General features: G+C 70.1%; 16 protein-coding genes. 11 read left to right on the top strand and 5 right to left on the bottom strand.

The features are described from left to right. Positions 1-41: 41 nt before the first annotated feature. The 4 genes from ACIBK5_RS36220 to ACIBK5_RS36205 all read left to right on the top strand — a co-directional run bounded on the left by ACIBK5_RS36220 (position 42) and on the right by ACIBK5_RS36205 (position 6,595). The gene (locus ACIBK5_RS36220) at positions 42-1,712 is read left to right on the top strand and encodes a fumarate hydratase (RefSeq protein ID WP_399026494.1); all 1,671 of its coding nucleotides are present in this window, start codon (positions 42-44) and stop codon (positions 1,710-1,712) included. A gap of 225 nt (positions 1,713-1,937) precedes the next feature. Further along, on the top strand, positions 1,938-3,341 hold the full coding sequence (locus ACIBK5_RS36215; RefSeq protein ID WP_399026492.1) for a class II fumarate hydratase: 1,404 nt from the start codon (positions 1,938-1,940) through the stop codon (positions 3,339-3,341). An 83-nt stretch (positions 3,342-3,424) separates the two neighbouring features. After that, the gene (locus tag ACIBK5_RS36210; RefSeq protein ID WP_399026490.1) at positions 3,425-4,117 is read left to right on the top strand and encodes a DUF402 domain-containing protein; all 693 of its coding nucleotides are present in this window, start codon (positions 3,425-3,427) and stop codon (positions 4,115-4,117) included. 333 nt (positions 4,118-4,450) lie between these two features. Then, entirely contained in the window at positions 4,451-6,595 is a 2,145-nt protein-coding gene (locus ACIBK5_RS36205; protein ID WP_399026488.1) for a SpoIIE family protein phosphatase, read from the top strand. A gap of 100 nt (positions 6,596-6,695) precedes the next feature. Here ACIBK5_RS36205 and ACIBK5_RS36200 read toward each other — a convergent pair whose 3' ends face one another. Together ACIBK5_RS36200 and ACIBK5_RS36195 are read right to left on the bottom strand one after the other, a co-directional pair. Continuing rightward, positions 6,696-7,175, bottom strand: a complete 480-nt coding sequence (locus tag ACIBK5_RS36200) for a hypothetical protein (protein ID WP_399026486.1) — start codon at positions 7,173-7,175, stop codon at positions 6,696-6,698. A 118-nt stretch (positions 7,176-7,293) separates the two neighbouring features. Next, positions 7,294-9,582, bottom strand: a complete 2,289-nt coding sequence (locus tag ACIBK5_RS36195) for a transglycosylase domain-containing protein (RefSeq protein WP_399026484.1) — start codon at positions 9,580-9,582, stop codon at positions 7,294-7,296. A 261-nt stretch (positions 9,583-9,843) separates the two neighbouring features. On the opposite strand from ACIBK5_RS36195, the gene ACIBK5_RS36190 reads away from it, so the two are divergent. The 5 genes from ACIBK5_RS36190 (at position 9,844) to ACIBK5_RS36170 (ending at position 14,735) form a co-directional block, all read left to right on the top strand. After that, the gene (locus ACIBK5_RS36190; RefSeq protein ID WP_399026482.1) at positions 9,844-10,779 is read left to right on the top strand and encodes an SPFH domain-containing protein; all 936 of its coding nucleotides are present in this window, start codon (positions 9,844-9,846) and stop codon (positions 10,777-10,779) included. Then, the gene (locus ACIBK5_RS36185; protein ID WP_399026480.1) at positions 10,776-11,045 is read left to right on the top strand and encodes a hypothetical protein; all 270 of its coding nucleotides are present in this window, start codon (positions 10,776-10,778) and stop codon (positions 11,043-11,045) included. The genes ACIBK5_RS36190 and ACIBK5_RS36185 overlap by 4 nt, the downstream gene beginning before the upstream one ends. 143 nt (positions 11,046-11,188) lie before the next feature. Further along, positions 11,189-11,713: a PadR family transcriptional regulator gene (locus ACIBK5_RS36180; RefSeq protein WP_399026478.1), complete on the top strand. Its 525-nt coding sequence runs from the start codon at positions 11,189-11,191 to the stop codon at positions 11,711-11,713. Beyond that, positions 11,710-12,399: an ABC transporter ATP-binding protein gene (locus ACIBK5_RS36175; RefSeq protein WP_399026476.1), complete on the top strand. Its 690-nt coding sequence runs from the start codon at positions 11,710-11,712 to the stop codon at positions 12,397-12,399. Before ACIBK5_RS36180 ends, ACIBK5_RS36175 begins: the two co-directional genes overlap by 4 nt. After that, positions 12,396-14,735 (top strand): ABC transporter permease, encoded by a 2,340-nt coding sequence (locus tag ACIBK5_RS36170; RefSeq protein WP_399026474.1) that lies wholly within the window; start codon positions 12,396-12,398, stop codon positions 14,733-14,735. The genes ACIBK5_RS36175 and ACIBK5_RS36170 overlap by 4 nt, the downstream gene beginning before the upstream one ends. Positions 14,736-14,767: 32 nt before the next feature. Here ACIBK5_RS36170 and ACIBK5_RS36165 read toward each other — a convergent pair whose 3' ends face one another. Beyond that, complete coding sequence (locus tag ACIBK5_RS36165; protein WP_399026472.1) at positions 14,768-15,718, bottom strand: LysR substrate-binding domain-containing protein; 951 nt, start codon at positions 15,716-15,718, stop codon at positions 14,768-14,770. A 133-nt stretch (positions 15,719-15,851) separates the two neighbouring features. Here ACIBK5_RS36165 and ACIBK5_RS36160 point away from each other — a divergent pair, with 133 nt between their 5' ends. After that, positions 15,852-16,406, top strand: a complete 555-nt coding sequence (locus tag ACIBK5_RS36160) for a redoxin domain-containing protein (RefSeq protein WP_390993657.1) — start codon at positions 15,852-15,854, stop codon at positions 16,404-16,406. 6 nt (positions 16,407-16,412) lie between these two features. After that, positions 16,413-16,946 (top strand): alkyl hydroperoxide reductase, encoded by a 534-nt coding sequence (locus ACIBK5_RS36155; protein WP_193481179.1) that lies wholly within the window; start codon positions 16,413-16,415, stop codon positions 16,944-16,946. A 92-nt stretch (positions 16,947-17,038) separates the two neighbouring features. Here ACIBK5_RS36155 and ACIBK5_RS36150 read toward each other — a convergent pair whose 3' ends face one another. Together ACIBK5_RS36150 and ACIBK5_RS36145 are read right to left on the bottom strand one after the other, a co-directional pair. After that, positions 17,039-18,358, bottom strand: coding sequence for an AI-2E family transporter (locus tag ACIBK5_RS36150; protein WP_399026469.1), 1,320 nt, complete (start codon positions 18,356-18,358; stop codon positions 17,039-17,041). Between the two features lie 85 nt (positions 18,359-18,443). Continuing rightward, positions 18,444-19,151, bottom strand: coding sequence for a transglycosylase SLT domain-containing protein (locus tag ACIBK5_RS36145; protein WP_399026467.1), 708 nt, complete (start codon positions 19,149-19,151; stop codon positions 18,444-18,446). Positions 19,152-19,397 lie beyond the last annotated feature (246 nt).

The raw sequence follows: 19,397 nt of genomic DNA, 5'->3' as shown, positions 1-19,397 counted from the left end.
AAAGGAGGCGGGTCGCGTCTGTCGAGTGAGGAATGGGCGAGATGCCTGAGTTCGCGTACACCGATCTGCTCCCCCAAGGGGAGGACACCACGCCGTACCGGCTGGTGACCTCCGAGGGTGTCTCCACGGTCGAGGGGCCGGACGGGCGGACCTTCCTCAAGGTGGAGCCGGAGGCGCTGCGCAAGCTCGCCGAGGAGGCGATCCACGACATCCAGCACTACCTGCGCCCGGCCCACCTCACCCAGCTGCGCCGCATCATCGACGACCCCGAGGCGTCCGGCAACGACAAGTTCGTGGCGCTGGACCTGCTGAAGAACGCGAACATCGCGGCCGCGGGCGTCCTCCCCATGTGCCAGGACACCGGCACGGCGATCGTCATGGGCAAGCGTGGGCAGAACGTGCTCACGGAGGGCGGCGACGAGGCGGCCCTCTCGCGCGGCATCTACGACGCGTACCAGAACCTGAACCTGCGGTACTCGCAGATGGCCCCGCTGACCATGTGGGACGAGAAGAACACGGGCTCCAACCTCCCGGCGCAGATCGAGCTGTACGCGACCGACGGCGGCGCCTACAAGTTCCTCTTCATGGCCAAGGGCGGCGGTTCGGCCAACAAGTCGTTCCTGTACCAGGAGACGAAGGCCGTCCTGAACGAGGCCTCCATGATGAAGTTCCTGGAGGAGAAGATCCGCTCGCTCGGTACGGCCGCCTGCCCGCCGTACCACCTGGCGATCGTGGTCGGCGGTACGTCCGCCGAGTACGCGCTGAAGACGGCGAAGTACGCCTCCGCGCACTACCTGGACGAGATCCCGTCGGAGGGCTCGGAGCTCGGGCACGGCTTCCGGGACGAGGACCTGGAGCAGAAGGTCTTCGAGCTGACGCAGAAGATCGGGATCGGCGCGCAGTTCGGCGGCAAGTACTTCTGCCACGACGTGCGCGTGGTGCGGCTGCCCCGGCACGGGGCGTCCTGCCCGGTCGCCATCGCGGTGTCCTGCTCCGCCGACCGCCAGGCCGTCGCGAAGATCACGGCCGAGGGCGTCTTCCTGGAGCAGTTGGAGAAGGACCCGGCGCGGTTCCTGCCGGAGACGACGGACGAGCAGCTCGACGAGTCCTCCGACGTCGTCAAGATCGACCTGAACCAGCCGATGGACGAGATCCTGGCCGAGCTCACGAAGTACCCGGTCAAGACCCGGCTCTCGCTCACCGGGCCGCTGGTCGTGGCGCGTGACATCGCGCACGCCAAGATCAAGGAGCGACTCGACGCGGGCGAGGAGATGCCGCAGTACCTGAAGGACCACCCGGTGTACTACGCGGGTCCCGCGAAGACGCCTGAGGGGTACGCGTCCGGCTCCTTCGGCCCGACGACGGCTGGCCGTATGGACTCCTACGTGGAGCAGTTCCAGGCGGCGGGCGGCTCCAAGGTGATGCTGGCGAAGGGCAACCGCAGCAAGCAGGTGACGGACGCCTGCGGCAGCCACGGCGGTTTCTACCTCGGCTCCATCGGCGGCCCGGCCGCCCGTCTCGCCCAGGACTGCATCAAGAAGGTCGAGGTCGTCGAGTACGAGGAGCTCGGCATGGAGGCGGTCTGGAAGATCGAGGTCGAGGACTTCCCGGCGTTCATCGTCGTGGACGACAAGGGCAACGACTTCTTCCAGGACCCGGCGCCCGCGCCGACGTTCACGTCGATTCCGGTGCGGGGCCCCGGGCTGGCGTAGCGCCTCGGGTGCGGCGGGGGATGGATCTCGCCCCCGCCGCCCCTACCCGTCCCGTCCTCCAGGGGCTCCGCCCCTTCGACCCCGCCCCTTCGACCCGGACCCCGTTCGGTCCGAAGGGCCTCGTCCTCAAACGCCGGACGGGCTGCCGTCAGAGGGGTGACTATTCGCCTCTATGGGGAACAGTGGTCGCGTCGCGGACGCTGTGCCACGTGGAGGTGATCGTCGATGACCGACGAGCAGGACAGGACCGAGTACCGCATCGAGCACGACTCCATGGGCGAGGTGCGGGTGCCCGCCCACGCCAAGTGGCGTGCCCAGACCCAGCGGGCCGTGGAGAACTTCCCGGTCTCCGGGCAGCGCATCGAGCGGGCGCACATCGAGGCGCTGGCCCGGATCAAGGGCGCGGCGGCCAAGGTCAACGCCGAGCTGGGGGTCCTGGACAAGGAGATCTCCGACGCGATCCAGTCGGCCGCGGCGGAGGTCGCCGAGGGGAAGTGGGACGAGCACTTCCCGGTCGACGTGTTCCAGACCGGGTCCGGGACCTCGTCCAACATGAACACCAACGAGGTCATCGCCACCCTGGCCACCGAGCGGCTGGGCCGGAGTGTGCACCCCAATGACCATGTGAACGCCTCTCAGTCGTCCAACGACGTCTTCCCCTCGTCCATCCATATCGCCGCCACCGCCGCGGTCATCCGCGATCTGGTGCCCGCCCTTGAGCACCTTTCGGCCGCCCTCGGACGCAAGGCCGAGGAGTTCGCCGATGTCGTGAAGTCGGGGCGGACCCATCTGATGGACGCCACCCCCGTGACGCTGGGCCAGGAGTTCGGCGGGTACGCCGCCCAGGTGCGGTACGGCGTCGAGCGGCTCGAGGCCTCCCTCCCCCGGCTCGCCGAACTGCCCCTCGGCGGCACGGCCGTCGGCACCGGCATCAACACCCCGCCCGGTTTCTCCGCCGCCGTGATCGAGGAGGTCGCCCGGACGACCGGGCTGCCCCTGACCGAGGCCCGTGACCACTTCGAGGCGCAGGGCGCCCGGGACGGCGTCGTCGAGACCAGCGGGCAGCTGCGGACCATCGCGGTCGGGCTGACGAAGATCGCCAACGACCTGCGGTGGATGTCCTCGGGACCGCGCACCGGCCTCGCCGAGATCGCCCTGCCCGACCTCCAGCCCGGCTCCTCGATCATGCCGGGCAAGGTGAATCCGGTCATTCCGGAGGCCGTGCTGATGGTGGCAGCCCAGGTCGTCGGGAACGACGCGACCGTGGCCACCGCGGGTGCCGCCGGCAACTTCGAGCTCAACGTCATGCTGCCGGTCATCGCGAAGAACGTGCTGGAGTCGATCCGGCTGCTCACCAACGTCTCGCGGCTGCTCGCCGACCGGACCGTCGACGGCGTCACCGCCGACCGCGAGCGGGCGCGGGAGTACGCCGAGTCCTCCCCCTCCGTCGTCACACCGCTCAACAAGTACATCGGGTACGAGGAGGCCGCGAAGGTCGCCAAGAAGGCCCTGGCCGAGCGGAAGACCATCCGTCAGGTCGTCCTGGACGGCGGGTACGTGGAGCGCGGCGACCTGACCATGGAGCAGCTCGACGAGGCACTGGATGTCCTGCGGATGACGCACCCGTGACGATGCGTGGAGCGAACACGCCCGGCGCGTGAACCGTGACACGCGCCGCAGCGTCGTATGCCTATGGCACCTAATATCTGTGCATGGCAGAGGGCGGAGCGGTGAGACGCGTGGAAACGGGTGGTGCGGCAGGCTTCTGGGCGCCCGGGAGCCGGATCCTGTGGCGGTACCGGGAGAACGGCGGCCCGCATCTGCACATCGTGCGCCCCGTCACCGTCGTACGGGACGACGCGGAGCTGCTCGCCGTGTGGCTGGCGCCCGGCACCGAGTGCGTGAAACCCGTGCTCGCCGACGGTACCCCCGTGCATCTGGAGCCGCTGGAGTCCCGCTACACCAAGCCGCGCACCGTGCAGCGCGGCCGGTGGTTCGGCACGGGTGTCCTGAAGCTGGCCCGGCCCGGCGAGCCCTGGTCGGTGTGGCTGTTCTGGGATCCGGGCTGGCAGTTCAAGAACTGGTACGTGAACCTGGAGGAGCCGCTGACCCGTTGGGAGGGCGGTGTGGACTCCGTGGACCACTTCCTGGACATTTCCGTCCATCCCGACCGCAGTTGGCACTGGCGGGACGAGGACGAGTTCGCCCAGGCCCGGCGGGACGGGCTGATGGACGGCCAACAGGCGGAAAAGGTACGAACGGCGGGGCAGGCCGCGGTGGAGGTGATCCGCGCGTGGGGGCCTCCGTACTCGGAAGGCTGGCAGCAGTGGCGCCCGGATCCGTCCTGGGCGGTACCGTCACTGCCGGAGGACTGGGATCGTACGCCCGCGCATGTGTCCTCATGAGACCCTTGATGCGCCCCCGGGCAAGAAACGTAGGATCGTCCTCCGCAAGGGCGCGCGGCGGGTCGCACACCGCAACTACCGGAGCACGCGCTGGGCTTGACCGATCGTCACCGAGGGGCGGCAGGACGTGAGCGAGGGGTACGAGGGCAACACCGGCAGGGCCTGCGCCACGGGCCCCAGGGGCCGTCAGAAGGCCCCTGGGGGTCACAGACGCTCCGCCGGTGGCACAGAAACAACCTCTGACCACGCGGGAATTCCGTTCCTGGGGCACGTAATCCGGGTATCGGAGTTTCGGCGGGACCACCTGCACCTCTGGCGTGCAGCCCCGGACGGATGGATTCGACACGCGTGACGGAGCAGCCGACCTCCTTCGAACGCCCGCAGACGGGCATCGACCCCGCGGATCCCCGCGGGGCGCTCGTGCATACCTCGACACCGGCGCGCACGCCCGGCTCGGGCGCCTTACCGGTACAGGGCCGCTCAGGCGGCGACGTCACCGTTCCGGTCACGACGGCGCACACCACGCCGGGCACCTCGGAGCCGGGCACCTCCACGCCGTTCGGCAAGGGCAAGGACACCGTGAGCGACCCCGCCTCCGAGCACTCCCAGCCGGGTGCCGAGCAGACCGCCGAGCGCGAGACCCCGCGGCCGCGCCCCGCCCCCGACGGCATTCCGGTCCAGCCGGCCGACGAGCAGGACCGGCCGGCGCCGAATGCCGAGGGACAGGAGCGCCGCAGCGGCCAGAGCCTGCCGCCCGGCCGGCCCACGCCGATGCGGCGGGACGGCGACCGGCTCCGGTTCGTCGGCGCCGCCACCCGGCGGATCGCCCGTGGCATCGATCTCGACGAGATCGTGATGGGGCTGTGCCGGGCCACCGTGCCCACCTTCTCCGACGCGATCCTGGTCTATCTGCGCGATCCGCTGCCCGTCGGTGACGAGCGGCCCACCGGCCCGCTGGTGCTGCGGCTGCGCCGCACCGACCGGATACCGGCGGAGCGCGACACCGAGAACGGCTTCCAGCCGGCCACCCAGCCCGAACCGGACGAGCTGGACGCGGTCGGCGCCGAGCTGTGCGAGGTGCGGCCCGGCAGCGCGCTCGCCGAGGTCCTGCGGGGCGTGCGCCCGGTTTTCACCGACGCTCCCGCGGCCCGCGCGGCGCTGCCCGAACTGCTCGGTGAAGGCGGCGAATTCGCCGTGCCGGACGGACAGCGGGCGATTCTCGCCCCGTTGCGCGGCCGGCGCCGGGTCATCGGCGCCGCCCTGTTCCTGCGCCGCCCCGAACGCATCGCCTTCGAACCGGACGACCTGCTGGTGGCCGCCCAACTGGCCACGCACAGCGCCCTGGGCATCGACAAGGCCGTGCTGTACGGCCGCGAGGCGTACATCGCGGACGAACTGCAACGCACCATGCTGCCCGAGACGCTGCCCCGCCCGACGGGTGTGCGGCTCGCCTCCCGCTATCTGCCGGCGGCGGAGACGGCCCGGGTCGGCGGCGACTGGTACGACGCGATCCCGCTGCCCGGCAGCCGGGTCGCCCTGGTCGTGGGTGACGTCATGGGCCACTCCATGACCTCGGCCGCCATCATGGGCCAGCTGCGCACCACCGCCCAGACCCTCGCGGGCCTCGACCTGCCGCCCCAGGAGGTCCTGCACCACCTCGACGAACAGGCCCAGCGCCTCGGCGTGGACCGCATGGCGACCTGCCTGTACGCCGTCTACGACCCGGTATCGCACCGCATCACCATCGCCAACGCCGGCCACCCGCCGCCCGTCCTGCTCCACCTGGGCGGGCGCGCCGAGGTGCTGCGCGTGCCGGCCGGTGCCCCCATCGGGGTCGGCGGCGTCGACTTCGAGGCGGTGGAACTGGACGCGCCCGCCGGCGCGACCCTGGTGCTGTACACCGACGGCCTGGTGGAGTCACGCCTCAGGGACGTGTGGACCGGCATCGAGCAGCTGCGCGAGAAGCTCGCCGCGACCGCGCAGCTCACCGGCCCCGACCATCCGCCGCCCCTGGAGGCGCTCTGCGACGAGGTGCTCGACATGCTCGGCCCGGGCGACCGGGACGACGACATCGCGCTGCTCGCCGCCCGCTTCGACGGGATCGCGCCCAGCGACGTGGCGTACTGGTTCCTGGAGCCGGAGGACGCGGCCCCCGGCCGGGCCCGCCGCCTCGCCCGGCGCGCGCTGCAGCGCTGGGGCCTCGAGGAACTCAGCGACTCCGTCGAGCTGCTGGTCAGCGAGGTCGTCACCAACGCCGTGCGGTACGCGTCCCGGCCGGTCACCGTGCGTCTGCTGCGGACGGATGTCCTGCGCTGCGAGGTGGGCGACGACGTCCCGCAGCTGCCGCGCCTGCGGCAGGCCCGCGCCACCGACGAGGGCGGACGCGGGCTGTATCTGGTGAACCGGCTGGCCCGGCGCTGGGGCGCGACGCGGCTGAGCACGGGCAAGGTGGTCTGGTTCGAGCTGAACCGGGGCTGAGCACGCACACGGCACGGGCCGGTCCCCGCAATGCGGGGACCGGCCCGTCGTCGAAGCCCGTCACACCGTGCGGGCCACCGTTCGGTTCAGGACTGCTGGATCACCGACGTCCGCCGCGGGAAGAAGCCGCCCCGCACCCCTGAGCGTTCTTGTGGTGGGCGATGGCGAGTCCGGTGAGGACGAGGGAGCAGATCCCGAGTACGGCGACTGCCGGGTTGATGTACGAGGGGATGACGGCCTCGACGACGCGTCCGTCACCGGTTCGGCAACCGAAGTGCAACGGGAGAAAGCTCGGTTCGTAGCCACTGAGCTTGTCTCCGACCGAGTCGCGGCAGGCCTGGGACCGGGCGTAGTCGTCGAGGAGGAACAGATGGAGGAGTCCCCACGTGTACGCGGCGATCGTCGCGTCCCAGGCCAGCACGGCCGCGGAGCGGGCTGTGAACATCTCCCTCCTCCGCCCGGCGCGTATCAGGCGTCTGATCCCGTGGACGGTGAGGGACAGCACCGCGATGACGCAGGCCAGGAGCAGCACCAGCAACAGCGCGCCGTCGTGGGCGGCATAGGGCTCGTCTCCTGACATGTGCGCTCCCCTGCCAGTAGTTGCGGGAGACGGAGTTGTACTCGGCAATCGGCATCATCGAGAGAAGCGCCGACCAGGAGGGGCGCCCGGCGTGATGCCGGGCGCCCATGCGCGTCTCCTACTCCTCGTCGCCCGGCTTGACCGGGTCGAACGGGTCGCCGTCGGTCGGCGGTGTCGTCCCCGGGGCCGTCGGCGGCGTGAAGGTCGGCGGTGACGTCGACGGAGTCGGCGGCGGCGAGCTGCTCGGCTCCTCCGTCGTCGGCGGCGGGGACGACGACGGCTCCTCGGTGGTCGGCTCCGGCGTGGGCTCCTCGGTCTCCGACCGCGTGGGCGTCGGCGTCCACGTCGGCTGAACGGCCGCGCCCTGCTGGGTGTCCAGGTCGAACTTGCTGACGTCGCCCATGACGCCGAAGGTGTAGGCCGCCCAGATCCGCGCCGGGAAGCCACCGCCGTCGATGCGGGGCTCGCCGAGCGCCTTGTACATCGGGACGTGCTTGTACGGGGGCTTGTCGTCCTCTCCGAACAGCCCGACAGAGGTGACCACGTTGGGCGTGTAACCGGTGAACCAGGCCGACTTGTTGTTGTCGGACGTACCCGTCTTGCCCGCGACCTGCTGGCCGTCGCGCCCCGGGTTGTTGCGCACGGAGGTCTGCGCGGTGCCGTCGTCGACCACGCCGGTCAGCACCGAGGTCACCGAGTCGGCGGCCTCCCTGCTGATGACCTGGTCGCCGACCGGGTCGGGCATGGCGACCGTCTGGTTGCGGTGCTCCACCGACTTCACGACGGCCGGGGTGACCTTCTTGCCGTGGTTGTCGAGCGTGGCGTAGACCCCGGCCATCTGCAGGGGGCTCGCGCCCATGCTGCCCAGGGTCTGGGCGGGCACGGCCTCCATGTTCTCGGTGTCCATGCCGAGTTTGCCGGCGACCTTCACCACCTCGGACATCCCGACGTCGACGCCCATCTGCGCGAAGACGGAGTTGACGGACTTGTTCATCGCCGTCTGGACGGAGATCGGCCCATAGTCCCTGTCGTCCTCATTCTCGGGGGCGAAGCCGACCTTGCTGCCGTCCTCCATGACCGGGCGCTTGCTCGTGCCGTCGTAGACCGTGCGCGCGTTGATCGGCTCGCCGTCCTGCGTCTTCGCCTGCTCCTCCAGGGCGGCGGCCAGGATGACCGGCTTGAAGGTGGACGCGGGCTGGTAGTCGGTGCGGGTGGCGTTGTTGGTCCAGTGCTTGAAGTAGTCCTGGCCGCCGTACATCGCGACCACGGCGCCCGTCTTCGGGTTCACGGACGCGGCACCGGCCTGGACGTCCGCGTCGACCTCGCGCTTCTTCGAGTCGAGCTTGCTGGTCAACTGCTGCTGGACGGACTTCTCCAGCGCCGCCTGCTTCTTCTTGTCGATGTTGAGCGTGATGGTCCAGCCGCCGGCATTGATCATCCCCTCGGCTTCCTTGCGGCTGCTCGCGGTGCCGTCGGCGACGAGCTGCTTCTTCAGGGTCGCGTTGGCCGCGTTGACCAGGTAGCCCTTCTGCCCCTCCATGCCGGGGGCGGGCTTGGGCTCCTTCGGCACCGGGAACTTCATGGCGTCACGCTCGGACCGGCTCAGCCAGCCCTCCTCGACCATGTTCTTCAGGACGTAGTCCCAGCGCGCCTTGACCAGCTTCTTACCGCCTTCGGAGGCGACCGCCCAGTCGTACTCGCTCGGGGCCTGGAGCAGCGCGGCGAGGTAGGCGCCCTGCGCGACGGTGAGGTCCTCGGCGTCGGTGCCGTAGTAGGCCTGGGCGGCGGCCTGGATGCCGTAGGCGTTACGGCCGTAGTAACTGGTGTTGATGTAGCCGGCGAGGATGTAGTCCTTGGACTTCTCCCGGTCCAGCTTCAGCGAGATGACCAGTTCCTTCAGCTTGCGCGTGACGGTCTGTTCCTGCGTCAGGTAGTAGTTCTTGACGTACTGCTGGGTGATCGTCGAACCGCCCTGCGCGCCACGGCCGGAGAGCGTGTTGAACACACCGCGGGCGGTGCCCTTGAGGTCGACGCCGGCGTCCTTGTAGAAGGTCTTGTTCTCGGCCGCGACAAAGGTCTGCCGGACCTGCTTGGGGACCCTGGACAGGTCGACGACCTCGCGGTTGACCTTGCCGTCGCGGGCCATGATCGAGCCGTCGCTGTACTTGTAGATGTTGCTCTGGCGCTTGGCGTCGGCGTTCCCCTCGGGGATGTCGATCACCATGTACAGCACGATGAAGGCACCCATGCCGAGCAGGCACAGGCCGAGGAAGGTGCCGAGGATCTTCTTCCAGGTGAAGAGCCTGCGTATGCCGCTCTTCCCGGAGGCGGCCGACGAACGGTGGCTCTTGGGTGCCGCCCGGCGCCCACCGCGCTGTCGGGCGCGTCTCTCTTCCGCTCGTCCCATGGGTCCGATCCGCTCCGCTTCGTTCATGTGTGCACTCGCGTCACACAGGTTCGCCGCTCAGGTCAGCTCAGAAAGCTAACACCGGGAGATAAGAGATAGGGCTGCCGATCCGGCCCTTTGCGGACGTGACAATCAGCACCCATCCCAACGGAACCGACGTTCGAGACACCCGAAGGGTTGCCAGGACCGGGAAAAGTGATATCACTTAGATAGACGGAAGCTATGCAGGATGGCTCCGCGCGAAGAACGGGGGATTCACCCATGTCCACACACGACACGCAGGTCACCGCGGACGTGCCCGAGATGCCGGCCCCACGCGTAAGGGAGTTCACCGCGCACAGCATCGGCGGCGGGCTCGCCCTGTTCCTCGGCCTGCTCGGGCTGCTGGCCGGTGCCGGGCTGATCGCGGCCGCCACGGCGGTGGACGGGAGCGGCGCGAAGGCCGGCCTGATCATCGGCGGCATCCTGGTCGCGATCGCGGCGTTCCTGGCCATGTGCGGGCTGAACATGGTGGCGCCCGGCGAGGCCCGTGTCGTCCAGCTGTTCGGCCGCTACCGGGGGACGATCCGGCAGGACGGCCTGCGCTGGGTGAACCCGCTCACCTCGCGCACGAAGATCTCGACGCGGGTCCGCAACCACGAGACCGCCGTCCTGAAGGTCAACGACGCCTACGGCAACCCGATCGAGCTCGCCGCGGTCGTGGTGTGGCGGGTCGAGGACACCGCCCAGGCCACCTTCGAGGTGGACGACTACGTCGAGTTCGTCTCCACCCAGACCGAGGCGGCCGTGCGGCACATCGCCATCGAGTACCCCTACGACGCGCACGAGGAGGACGGCCTCTCGCTGCGCGGCAACGCCGAGGAGATCACCGAGAAGCTCGCCGTCGAACTGCACGCGCGCGTGGAGGCGGCCGGGGTGCAGATCATCGAGTCCCGCTTCACACACCTCGCGTACGCCCCCGAGATCGCCTCGGCGATGCTCCAGCGGCAGCAGGCCGGCGCGGTCGTCGCGGCCCGGCGGCAGATCGTGGACGGAGCGGTCGGCATGGTCGAGGCCGCGATCGCCCGGATCACCGAGCGGGACATCGTGGAGCTGGACTCCGAGCGGAAGGCGGCCATGGTCTCCAATCTCATGGTGGTGCTGTGCGGGGACCGCGCCGCGCAGCCGGTCCTCAACACCGGGTCCCTCTACCAGTGACCGTCCCCTCCGAGGGTCCGGGCCCTCAGCGCCGGCCGCAGCAGCAGCGCAAGCAGGTGCTGCTGCGGCTGGACCCGGCGGTGTACGAGGCGCTCGCGCGGTGGGCCGGGGACGAACTGCGGTCGGCCAACGCGCAGATCGAGTTCCTGCTGCGGAAGGCGCTGGCCGATGCGGGGCGCTTGCCGCGCGAGACCGGTCCCATCCCCCGGCGCGGGCGGCCGCCAGGGCCTTCCGAGGGCTCCGCCCCCGGACCCCCGTCGGCCTGAACGGCCTCGCCCTCAAGCGCCGGACGGGCTGGGAGTTGCAGGACTGTGACAACCAGGTCCGACCTGCACTCCCGCACCCCCGGCCACGGCCTACACACACCGCGTATACATCCGGCGTATACACCCCATGTACAGTCCTGCCCATGTCCATCGGTCACACTCTCCTGGGACTCCTGGAGTCCGGCCCGCGGCACGGTTACGACCTGAAGCGGGCCTTCGACGAGAAGTTCGGTCACGACCGGCCGCTCCACTACGGCCAGGTCTACTCGACGATGTCCCGCCTGCTGAAGAACGGGCTCGTCGAGGTCGACGGCATCGAGGCGGGCGACGGGCCCGAGCGCAAGCGGTACGCGATCACCGAGGCCGGCATCACCGACGTCGAGCGCTGGCTCGCGACCCCGGAGAAGCCGGAGCCGTACCTCCAGTCGGCCCTCTACACCAAGGTCGTCCTCGCGCTGCTCACCCACCGCGACGCCGCCGACATCCTCGACACCCAGCGCTCCGAGCATCTGCGCAGCATGCGGATCCTCACCGACCGCAAACGCAAGGGCGACCTGGCCGACCAGCTCGTCTGCGACCACGCCCTGTTCCACCTGGAGGCCGACCTGCGCTGGCTGGAACTGACCGCCGCCCGACTCGACAAGCTCGGTGAGGCGGTGACCCGATGACCATTCCCGCTGGTTCGCTGCTCGCCGCCCGGGACCTGCGCAAGGCGTACGGCCCGACCACCGCGCTCGACGGCGCCGAGTTCTCCATCCACCCGGGCGAGGTCGTCGCCATCATGGGCCCCTCCGGGTCCGGCAAGTCCACGCTGCTGCACTGCCTCGCGGGGATCGTGCCGCCCGACTCGGGCTCGATCACGTACCACGAGCGGGAGCTGACCGGGATGAGCGACGCCGAGCGCAGTGCGCTGCGCCGCTCCGAGTTCGGCTTCGTGTTCCAGTTCGGCCAGCTCGTGCCGGAACTCACCTGTGTGGAGAACGTCGCCCTGCCGCTGCGGCTGAACGGCTCCTCCCGCAAGGACGCCGAGCGGACCGCACTGGCGTGGATGGAGCGCCTGGAGGTCGACGAGCTGCGCAAGAAGCGGCCCGGCGAAGTGTCCGGCGGTCAGGGGCAGCGCGTCGCCGTCGCCCGCTCACTGGTGACGAACCCGCGGGTGATCTTCGCCGACGAGCCGACCGGCGCGCTCGACTCGCTCAACGGCGAGCGCGTGATGGAGCTGCTCACCGAGGCCGCCCGGTCGACCAACGCGGCCGTGGTGCTGGTGACGCACGAGGCGCGGGTGGCGGCCTACTCCGACCGCGAGATCGTCGTCCGGGACGGGAAGTCCAGGGACATGGAGCGCGTCGTATGAGCGCACGGCAGTGGGGCCGGGACCTGGCGATGGGAACCCGGTACGCCTTCGCCGGCGGGCGCGAGGGGTGGACCCGGGCGCTGCTCACGGCCGTCGGCGTCGGACTCGGCGTGGCGCTGCTGCTGCTCACCACCGCCATCCCGAACGCACTGGCGGAGCGGGACCGGCGCGAGGAGGCCCGCAGCGACCACACCTACAGCCAGGAGAAGATACCGAAGGCCGACAACTCCCTGGTCGTCCTGGACGCGGACACCACCTTCCGGGACCTGGACGTCCGCGGGCGTCTGCTGGAGCCGGAGGGTCCGAAGGCCCCGCTGCCGCCGGGCGTCACGGAGTTTCCCGCGGCGGGCGAGATGGTCGTCTCCCCCGCGCTGAAGGAACTGCTCGCCTCCGGCGAGGGGAAGCTGCTGCGCGAGCGGCTGGACTACCGGGTCGCCGGCACCATCGGCGAGCAGGGTCTCGTCGGCTCCCAGGAACTCGCCTTCTTCGCGGGCGGCAAGGGGCTCGCGGACCGCCTCGACACCGTCTCCGGGGCCCGGATCGACCACTTCGGCAACCCGGACCTGGCGTCGTCCGACCCCTGGGACCCGGTGCTCCTCCTGCTGGTCCTGGTCGTCTTCGTGGTGCTGCTCATGCCGGTCGCCGTCTTCATCGCCGCGGCGGTGCGGTTCGGCGGCGAGCGGCGCGACCGCAGGCTCGCGGCACTGCGGCTGGTCGGCTCCGACAGCCGGATGACACGGCGGATCGCGGCCGGCGAGGCGCTGGCCGGATCGGTGCTGGGACTCGTCCTCGGCACCGGGTTCTTCCTGCTCGGACGCGAACTGGCGGCCACCCTCGAGGTGTTCCACGTCAGCGTGTTCCCGAGCTATCTGAACCCCTCCCCCCTGCTGGCCGGACTGGTCGCGGTCGCGGTGCCGACGGCCGCGGTGCTGGTGACCCTCTTCGCCCTGCGCGGGGTGGTCATCGAGCCGCTGGGCGTGGTGCGCACGGCCAAGCCGGCGCGCCGCCGGCTGTGGTGGCGGCTGCTGCTGCCGGTGGGCGGGCTCGCGATGCTCTTCCCCATGGTCGGGCAGGGCCGCGACGGCGGGTCCTTCAACGAGTACCTCGTCGTCGGCGGCGTCATCCTGCTGCTCGTCGGCGTCACGGCTTTGCTGCCCTGGATCGTGGAGACGGTCGTCGCCCGGCTCGGCTCCGGCGGGGTCGCCTGGCAACTGGCGGTACGCAGGCTCCAGTTGAGCAGCGGTACGGCGGCCCGCATGGTCAACGGCATCGCGGTGGCGGTCGCCGGGGCGATCGCACTGCAGATGCTGTTCGCCGGAGTGGAGGGCAGCTACACCCAGCGGTCGCGGTACGACGTCTCCCGGGCCCAGATGCAGGTGCAGGCGCCGCAGGATGCCGAGCTCGCCTCGCTGGCCGGGACGTTCCGCGACACCCAGGGGGTACGGAAGGTCACCGCGCTGAACGAGGGCTATCTCAGCGCCGAGCGTGGCGACGACGGGGACTCCTACGTCTCGATCACCGTCGCCGACTGCGCCTCGCTGCGCGAGGTGGCCACACTGCCGGCCTGCCGCGACGGTGAGGTCTTCGCCCTCAGGGGCGGGGAGTTCGACTCGGACACCGCCCGGCTGGCCAAGCCCGGCAGGACCCTGTGGGCCGACCCCGGGGACAGCACCCGGTCCGGCGACCGCTGGACCTCCTGGACCGTGCCGAAGGACATCCGTCAGGTCCAGTCCCGTGAGGACCCCACCGGATACCGGCGCAGCGGCATCCTCATCACGCCCGGCGCGCTGCCCGAGAACCTCGGGTCGTTCGCCTCGGGGCAGCTCTACCTGAGTCTCGACGGCTCCGTGCCGGACGCGCAGGAGTACGTGCGCAACACGGCCGCGCGTCTCGACCCGGTCGTCCAGCCCATGACCTGGCAGAGCGTCGAGAGCAACGAGCGCTACGCCACCATCCGCACCGGCCTGTCCGTCGGCGCCGCGTGTGTGCTGGCGCTGATCGGGGCGAGCCTGCTGGTCTCGCAGCTGGAGCAGTTGCGCGAACGCCGCAAGCTGCTGTCGTCGCTGGTCGCCGTCGGCACCCGGCGCCGTACGCTCAGCCTGTCGGTGCTGTGGCAGACGGCGATCCCGATCGGTCTCGGCCTGCTGCTCGCCGCGACGGTGGGCATGGCCCTGGGCGCGGTCCTGCTGCGGATGACGGACACCTCCGTCCGGGTGGACTGGCCGAGCGTGCTGTCCATGACCGGCATCGGCGCGGGTGTCGTGCTGGTGGTGACCCTGCTGAGCCTGCCACCGCTGTGGAAGCTGATGCGTCCGGACGGCCTGCGGACCGAGTAGCTCTCCGCCCGGGCCGCTGTCCGTACGGGTCGTCAGGTGTCCTGGCCGACGACCCGTACGGACAGCGGCCGCAGTGCTTGCCGCAGAGCCGCCGCCAGTTCCTCGTACTCGCCGCCGCGCGCCGCCCCCGTCCGCATCGCCAGAGCGATCCGGCGGGTGGGGGCCGGGTCGGCGAAGTACCCGGTGAGGAGCTGGTTGCTGCGCGAGGTCTCGACCGTGAGGGCGGTGCGCGGCAGCAGCGTGACACCGAGCCCGCCGGCGACGAGCTGCACCAGCGTGGACAGCCCGGCGGCGGTCGTCGTGACCGGCACGTCGTCGCGGCCGGCCTCCCGGCAGATGTCGAGGGCCTGGTCGCGCAGGCAGTGTCCCTCGTCCAGCAGCAGCAGGTTCAGCTCGCGCAGCGCCTGGCGCGGAATGCCCTCGCGCCCGCCGAGCCGGTGGTCGAGCGGGGTGACGAGCACGAAGTCCTCGTCGAAGAGCGGCAGTTCGGTCACGCCCGGGACGCCGAGGGGCACCGCGAGCAGCAGCAGATCGAGCCGCCCGCTGGTGAGACCGTCGAGCAGGCTGGCGGTCTGCTCCTCGTGCACCTGGAGGTCGAGGTGCGGATACCGTTCGTGGACGAGGCGCAGGACCGTGGGCAGCAGATAGGGCGCCACCGTCGGAATCACCCCGAGCCGCAGCACCCCGGTGAACGGGGCCCGCACTGCCTCGGCCTCCTCCATGAGCGCGCCCACCTCACCCAGCACCGCCTTGGCCCGTACGGCGATCCGCTCGCCCTCGGGTGAGAGCAGCACCTTGCGCGTCGTACGCTCCACGAGCGTCACTCCGAGTGTCTCCTCCAGCGCCGAGACGGCACCCGAGAGGGCGGGCTGGCTCATGCCGATCGCCCCGGCGGCGTCCCGGAAGTGCAGATGCTCGGCCACGGCCGCGAAGGCACGAAGCTGCGCGAGGCTGGGCTGCCTGCGCTTATTACCCACAGTCACTAATAACTACCTCCGATCAACCCGACCGAGTGTAGCTATTTCTGTAATCAATCGACGCTGTGCCAACATCAACACAGTCCAACCCATGGGAAACGCCCGCAATCCGGGTGTTTCTTCGCTGCAAGGAGAGCATGTGCTCACTGTCGGTGACAAGTTCCCCGAGTTCGACCTGACCGCCTGCGTCTCGCTGGAGAAGGGCGAGGAGTTCCAGCAGATCAACCACAAGACCTACGAGGGTCAGTGGAAGGTCATCTTCGCCTGGCCCAAGGACTTCACCTTCGTGTGCCCCACCGAGATCGCCGCCTTCGGCAAGCTGAACGAGGAGTTCGCCGACCGCGACGCGCAGGTCCTCGGCTTCTCCGGTGACTCCGAGTTCGTCCACCACGCCTGGCGCAAGGACCACGACGACCTGCGTGACCTGCCCTTCCCGATGATGGCGGACTCCAAGCACGAGCTCATGCGCGACCTCGGCATCGAGGGCGAGGACGGCTTCGCCAAGCGCGCGGTGTTCATCGTGGACCAGAACAACGAGATCCAGTTCTCCATGGTGACCGCGGGTTCGGTCGGCCGTAACCCGAAGGAGGTCCTGCGGGTCCTCGACGCCCTGCAGACCGACGAGCTCTGCCCCTGCAACTGGAGCAAGGGCGACGAGACGCTCGACCCCGTCGCGCTGCTCTCCGGGGAGTGATCTGAGATGTCCCTCGACAACCTGAAGTCCGCGATACCGGACTACGCCAAGGACCTGAAGCTCAACCTGGGCTCGGTCATCGGCAACTCCGACCTGCCGGCCCAGCAGCTCTGGGGCACGGTGCTGGCCACCGCCATCGCCTCGCGCTCCCCGATCGTGCTGCGCGAGCTGGAGCCGGAGGCGAAGGCGAACCTGTCGCCGGAGGCCTACACGGCGGCGAAGGCCGCGGCCGCGGTGATGGCGATGAACAACGTCTTCTACCGCACCCGTCACCTGCTCTCGGACCACGAGTATGGCACCCTGCGCGCGGGCCTGCGGATGAACGTCATCGGCAACCCGGGCGTCGACAAGGCCGACTTCGAGCTCTGGTCCTTCGCGGTCTCGGCCATCAACGGCTGCGGCATGTGCCTGGACTCCCACGAGCAGGTCCTGCGCAAGGCCGGTGTCGACCGCGACGTCATCCAGGAGTCCTTCAAGATCGCGTCCGTGATCCAGGCGGTCGGCGTGACGCTGGACGCCGAGGCAGTCCTCGCGGAGTAACTCCCCGCCGCGGGCGATGAACTACAGGGCCCCGTCACCTGGGCATGGTGGACGGGGCCCTGTTTCATGTCCTCGTCGGTGTCCTGGCCGGATCAGCCGGGCTGCTCCGACGGCGGGTCCGGGGCAGCCGGCTCGGCGCTCATCGCCGTGGCGCCCCGCGGCCGTACGGAATGCCGCAGCGCCGACTCCCGTGAATACGACCGCAGATATCCGGCCACCGTGTTCGTCACCGCGACCAGCGGCACGGCGACCACGGCACCGCCGATCCCGGCCACCATCCCCCCGCACGCGACGGACAGCACCACCGCGAGCGGATGCACCCGCACCGCCCGCCCGAGGATGAACGGCTGCAGGATGTGGCCCTCGATCTGCTGCACCGCGAGCACCACCACCAGCGTCATGACCGCCGTGAACACCCCCTGGGTGACCAGCGCGACGACCACGGCCAGCGCCCCGGACACCACCGCGCCCACCAGCGGGATGAACGCGAACAGGAAGATGAACACCGCCAGCGGCACGGCCATCGGCACATCGAGGAAGTAGATACCGAGACCGATGAAGATCGCGTCGATCAGCGCGACGATCACCGTGCCCCGCACATACGCCGTCAGCGTCCGCCACGCCGCAGGACCGGCCCCGGCGACTCCCGGCCGCGCCGCCGCCGGAACCAGCTTCAGCGTCCACTCCCAGATCCGCTTGCCGTCGTAGAGCAGGAACAGGGTGGAGAAGACCGCCAGCAGGATCCCGGTCAGGGCCTCGACGACGACCGTCACGCCCTCCAGGCCCGCCGATGTGATCGCGTCGGTGTTCGCGCCGACCGCCTCACGCAGGTTCTTGGCGATCTCGTTGATCTGCTTGTCCGTGACGTGGAAGGGGCTGTTCAGCAGCCAGTTCCGCAACTCGTCGATGCCGTCCTGGATCTGGCCCGAGAGATCGTCGATGTTCTCCATGACCTGCCAGGTCACGAACCAGCCGATCAGCCCCATGATGACGAAGCCGAGGATCGCGGTCAGCGCGGTGGCCGGCCCGCGCGGCACTCCGAGCCGCCGCAGCCTCCCCACGGTCGGGTGGAGCAGCGCGGTGATCAGCAGCGCGCTCACGAACGCCAGCACCACCAACTGGACGGCGCTGATGATCCGCATCAGCACCCACAGGGTGCCCGCGAGGATGAGCAGCCGCCAGGCGGCCTCCGCCGCGACCCGCACTCCCCACGGCACGGCCAGCGCTGGATCGGGCCGGGCGGGAACGTCGGGCGCGTAGTCCGGGGGCGGCGGCACGTGCTCCTCGGACCCGGTCCGGGACTCGGCTTCGCCGCGCTCCCGTTCGGCCTCGGCGCGGCGCTCGTTCCACTGCTCGCTCATCTCGGTCAGTCCGGCGCCGAGCCGGCCGAGCCACCCTGGCACTCGCGACATGATCCGACCGTACATGGCGCGAGCCCCGCACCGTACGACGGTGCGGGGCTCGTGCGAAGAGATGAGTGGCCGAAGGCCGGGTGGCTCAGTACCAGTTGTTGGCCTGCCAGAACGACCAGGCGTCACACGGGCTGCCGTAGCGGTCGTTCATGTAGCCGAGGCCCCACTTGATCTGGGTGGCCGGGTTGGTCCGCCAGTCGGCGCCTGCGGAGGACATCTTGGTGCCGGGCAGCGCCTGGAACATGCCGTAGGCCCCGGAGGAGGGGTTCACGGCCTTGTAGTTCCAGTCGGACTCGTGGTCCACGATGTTGCTGAAGCACTGGAACTGACCGGAGGGCACGATCTGCCGTGCCATCGCCTGGATCTGCGCGATCGTGTAGGAGCTCGAGACAGGGATGTCCGAGATGTCCTTGGAACGGCTGGCGGCCTTCTTGGCCTCCTCGCGCTCCTTGGCCTCCTTCGCCGCCTTCTCGGCGGCCTCCTTCTTCGCGATCGCCGTCTCGGCGGCGGCCTTGCGGGCGGCCTCCTCGGCGTCCTTCTTCGCGCTCACATCGGCGGCGATGGCCTGTACGTCGGCCTGCTGCGTCAGCGACGCGGTCTGCACCTGGGCCTGCTGACCCGAGGGGATGTCCGCGAGCAACGTGGTGCCGTTTGCCGTCGCTTCGGCGTCGTTGTTCTGCGCGGTGCTGCCCGAGGCAACGCCGACGACGCTTCCGACAGCGGTGACCGCCGTGGCCGAAGCCACTGCGAATCCCCGGACCGAGATCCGGCTCACACGGTTTCCTTCCAGCATCGCCCGCTTCGGTGACCCTCGCGGACGCAATCGTGCCCCTGACACTGGCCTCCCCAACTACGGGTCACGGGAGGCACGGGCCCGGTGGGCAACTCCCTCGGGAGGGAGTGCCGCGTGGTGCGCGGGCGGCATACGACATCGCTATGCAGTTGATGCTGATGCTTTTGTGGTGCCGTACCTCCCCCACAGCCCTAAAGGCGTGGGCGGTACCCCCAGGGGTACAGGTGTGTCGTATGCGGGGCCTGA

The organism is Streptomyces sp. NPDC050546 (assembly GCF_044457425.1).
Lineage (GTDB): Bacteria > Actinomycetota > Actinomycetes > Streptomycetales > Streptomycetaceae > Streptomyces.
The sequence above is the reverse complement of the archived record's forward strand: the minus strand, read 5'-3'. Positions and strand labels throughout refer to the sequence as shown.

Bases quoted from the DNA above. Each gene is read 5' to 3' on its own strand.
- ACIBK5_RS36220 (WP_399026494.1), top strand. From the start codon at position 42: ATGCCTGAGTTCGCGTACACCGATCTGCTCCCCCAAGGGGAGGACACC.
- ACIBK5_RS36215 (WP_399026492.1), top strand. From the start codon at position 1,938: ATGACCGACGAGCAGGACAGGACCGAGTACCGCATCGAGCACGACTCC.
- ACIBK5_RS36210 (WP_399026490.1), top strand. From the start codon at position 3,425: ATGGCAGAGGGCGGAGCGGTGAGACGCGTGGAAACGGGTGGTGCGGCA.
- ACIBK5_RS36205 (WP_399026488.1), top strand. From the start codon at position 4,451: ATGGATTCGACACGCGTGACGGAGCAGCCGACCTCCTTCGAACGCCCG.
- ACIBK5_RS36200 (WP_399026486.1), bottom strand. From the start codon at position 7,175: ATGTCAGGAGACGAGCCCTATGCCGCCCACGACGGCGCGCTGTTGCTG.
- ACIBK5_RS36195 (WP_399026484.1), bottom strand. From the start codon at position 9,582: ATGGGACGAGCGGAAGAGAGACGCGCCCGACAGCGCGGTGGGCGCCGG.
- ACIBK5_RS36190 (WP_399026482.1), top strand. From the start codon at position 9,844: ATGTCCACACACGACACGCAGGTCACCGCGGACGTGCCCGAGATGCCG.
- ACIBK5_RS36180 (WP_399026478.1), top strand. From the start codon at position 11,189: ATGTCCATCGGTCACACTCTCCTGGGACTCCTGGAGTCCGGCCCGCGG.
- ACIBK5_RS36175 (WP_399026476.1), top strand. From the start codon at position 11,710: ATGACCATTCCCGCTGGTTCGCTGCTCGCCGCCCGGGACCTGCGCAAG.
- ACIBK5_RS36170 (WP_399026474.1), top strand. From the start codon at position 12,396: ATGAGCGCACGGCAGTGGGGCCGGGACCTGGCGATGGGAACCCGGTAC.
- ACIBK5_RS36155 (WP_193481179.1), top strand. From the start codon at position 16,413: ATGTCCCTCGACAACCTGAAGTCCGCGATACCGGACTACGCCAAGGAC.
- ACIBK5_RS36150 (WP_399026469.1), bottom strand. From the start codon at position 18,358: ATGTCGCGAGTGCCAGGGTGGCTCGGCCGGCTCGGCGCCGGACTGACC.
- ACIBK5_RS36145 (WP_399026467.1), bottom strand. From the start codon at position 19,151: ATGCTGGAAGGAAACCGTGTGAGCCGGATCTCGGTCCGGGGATTCGCA.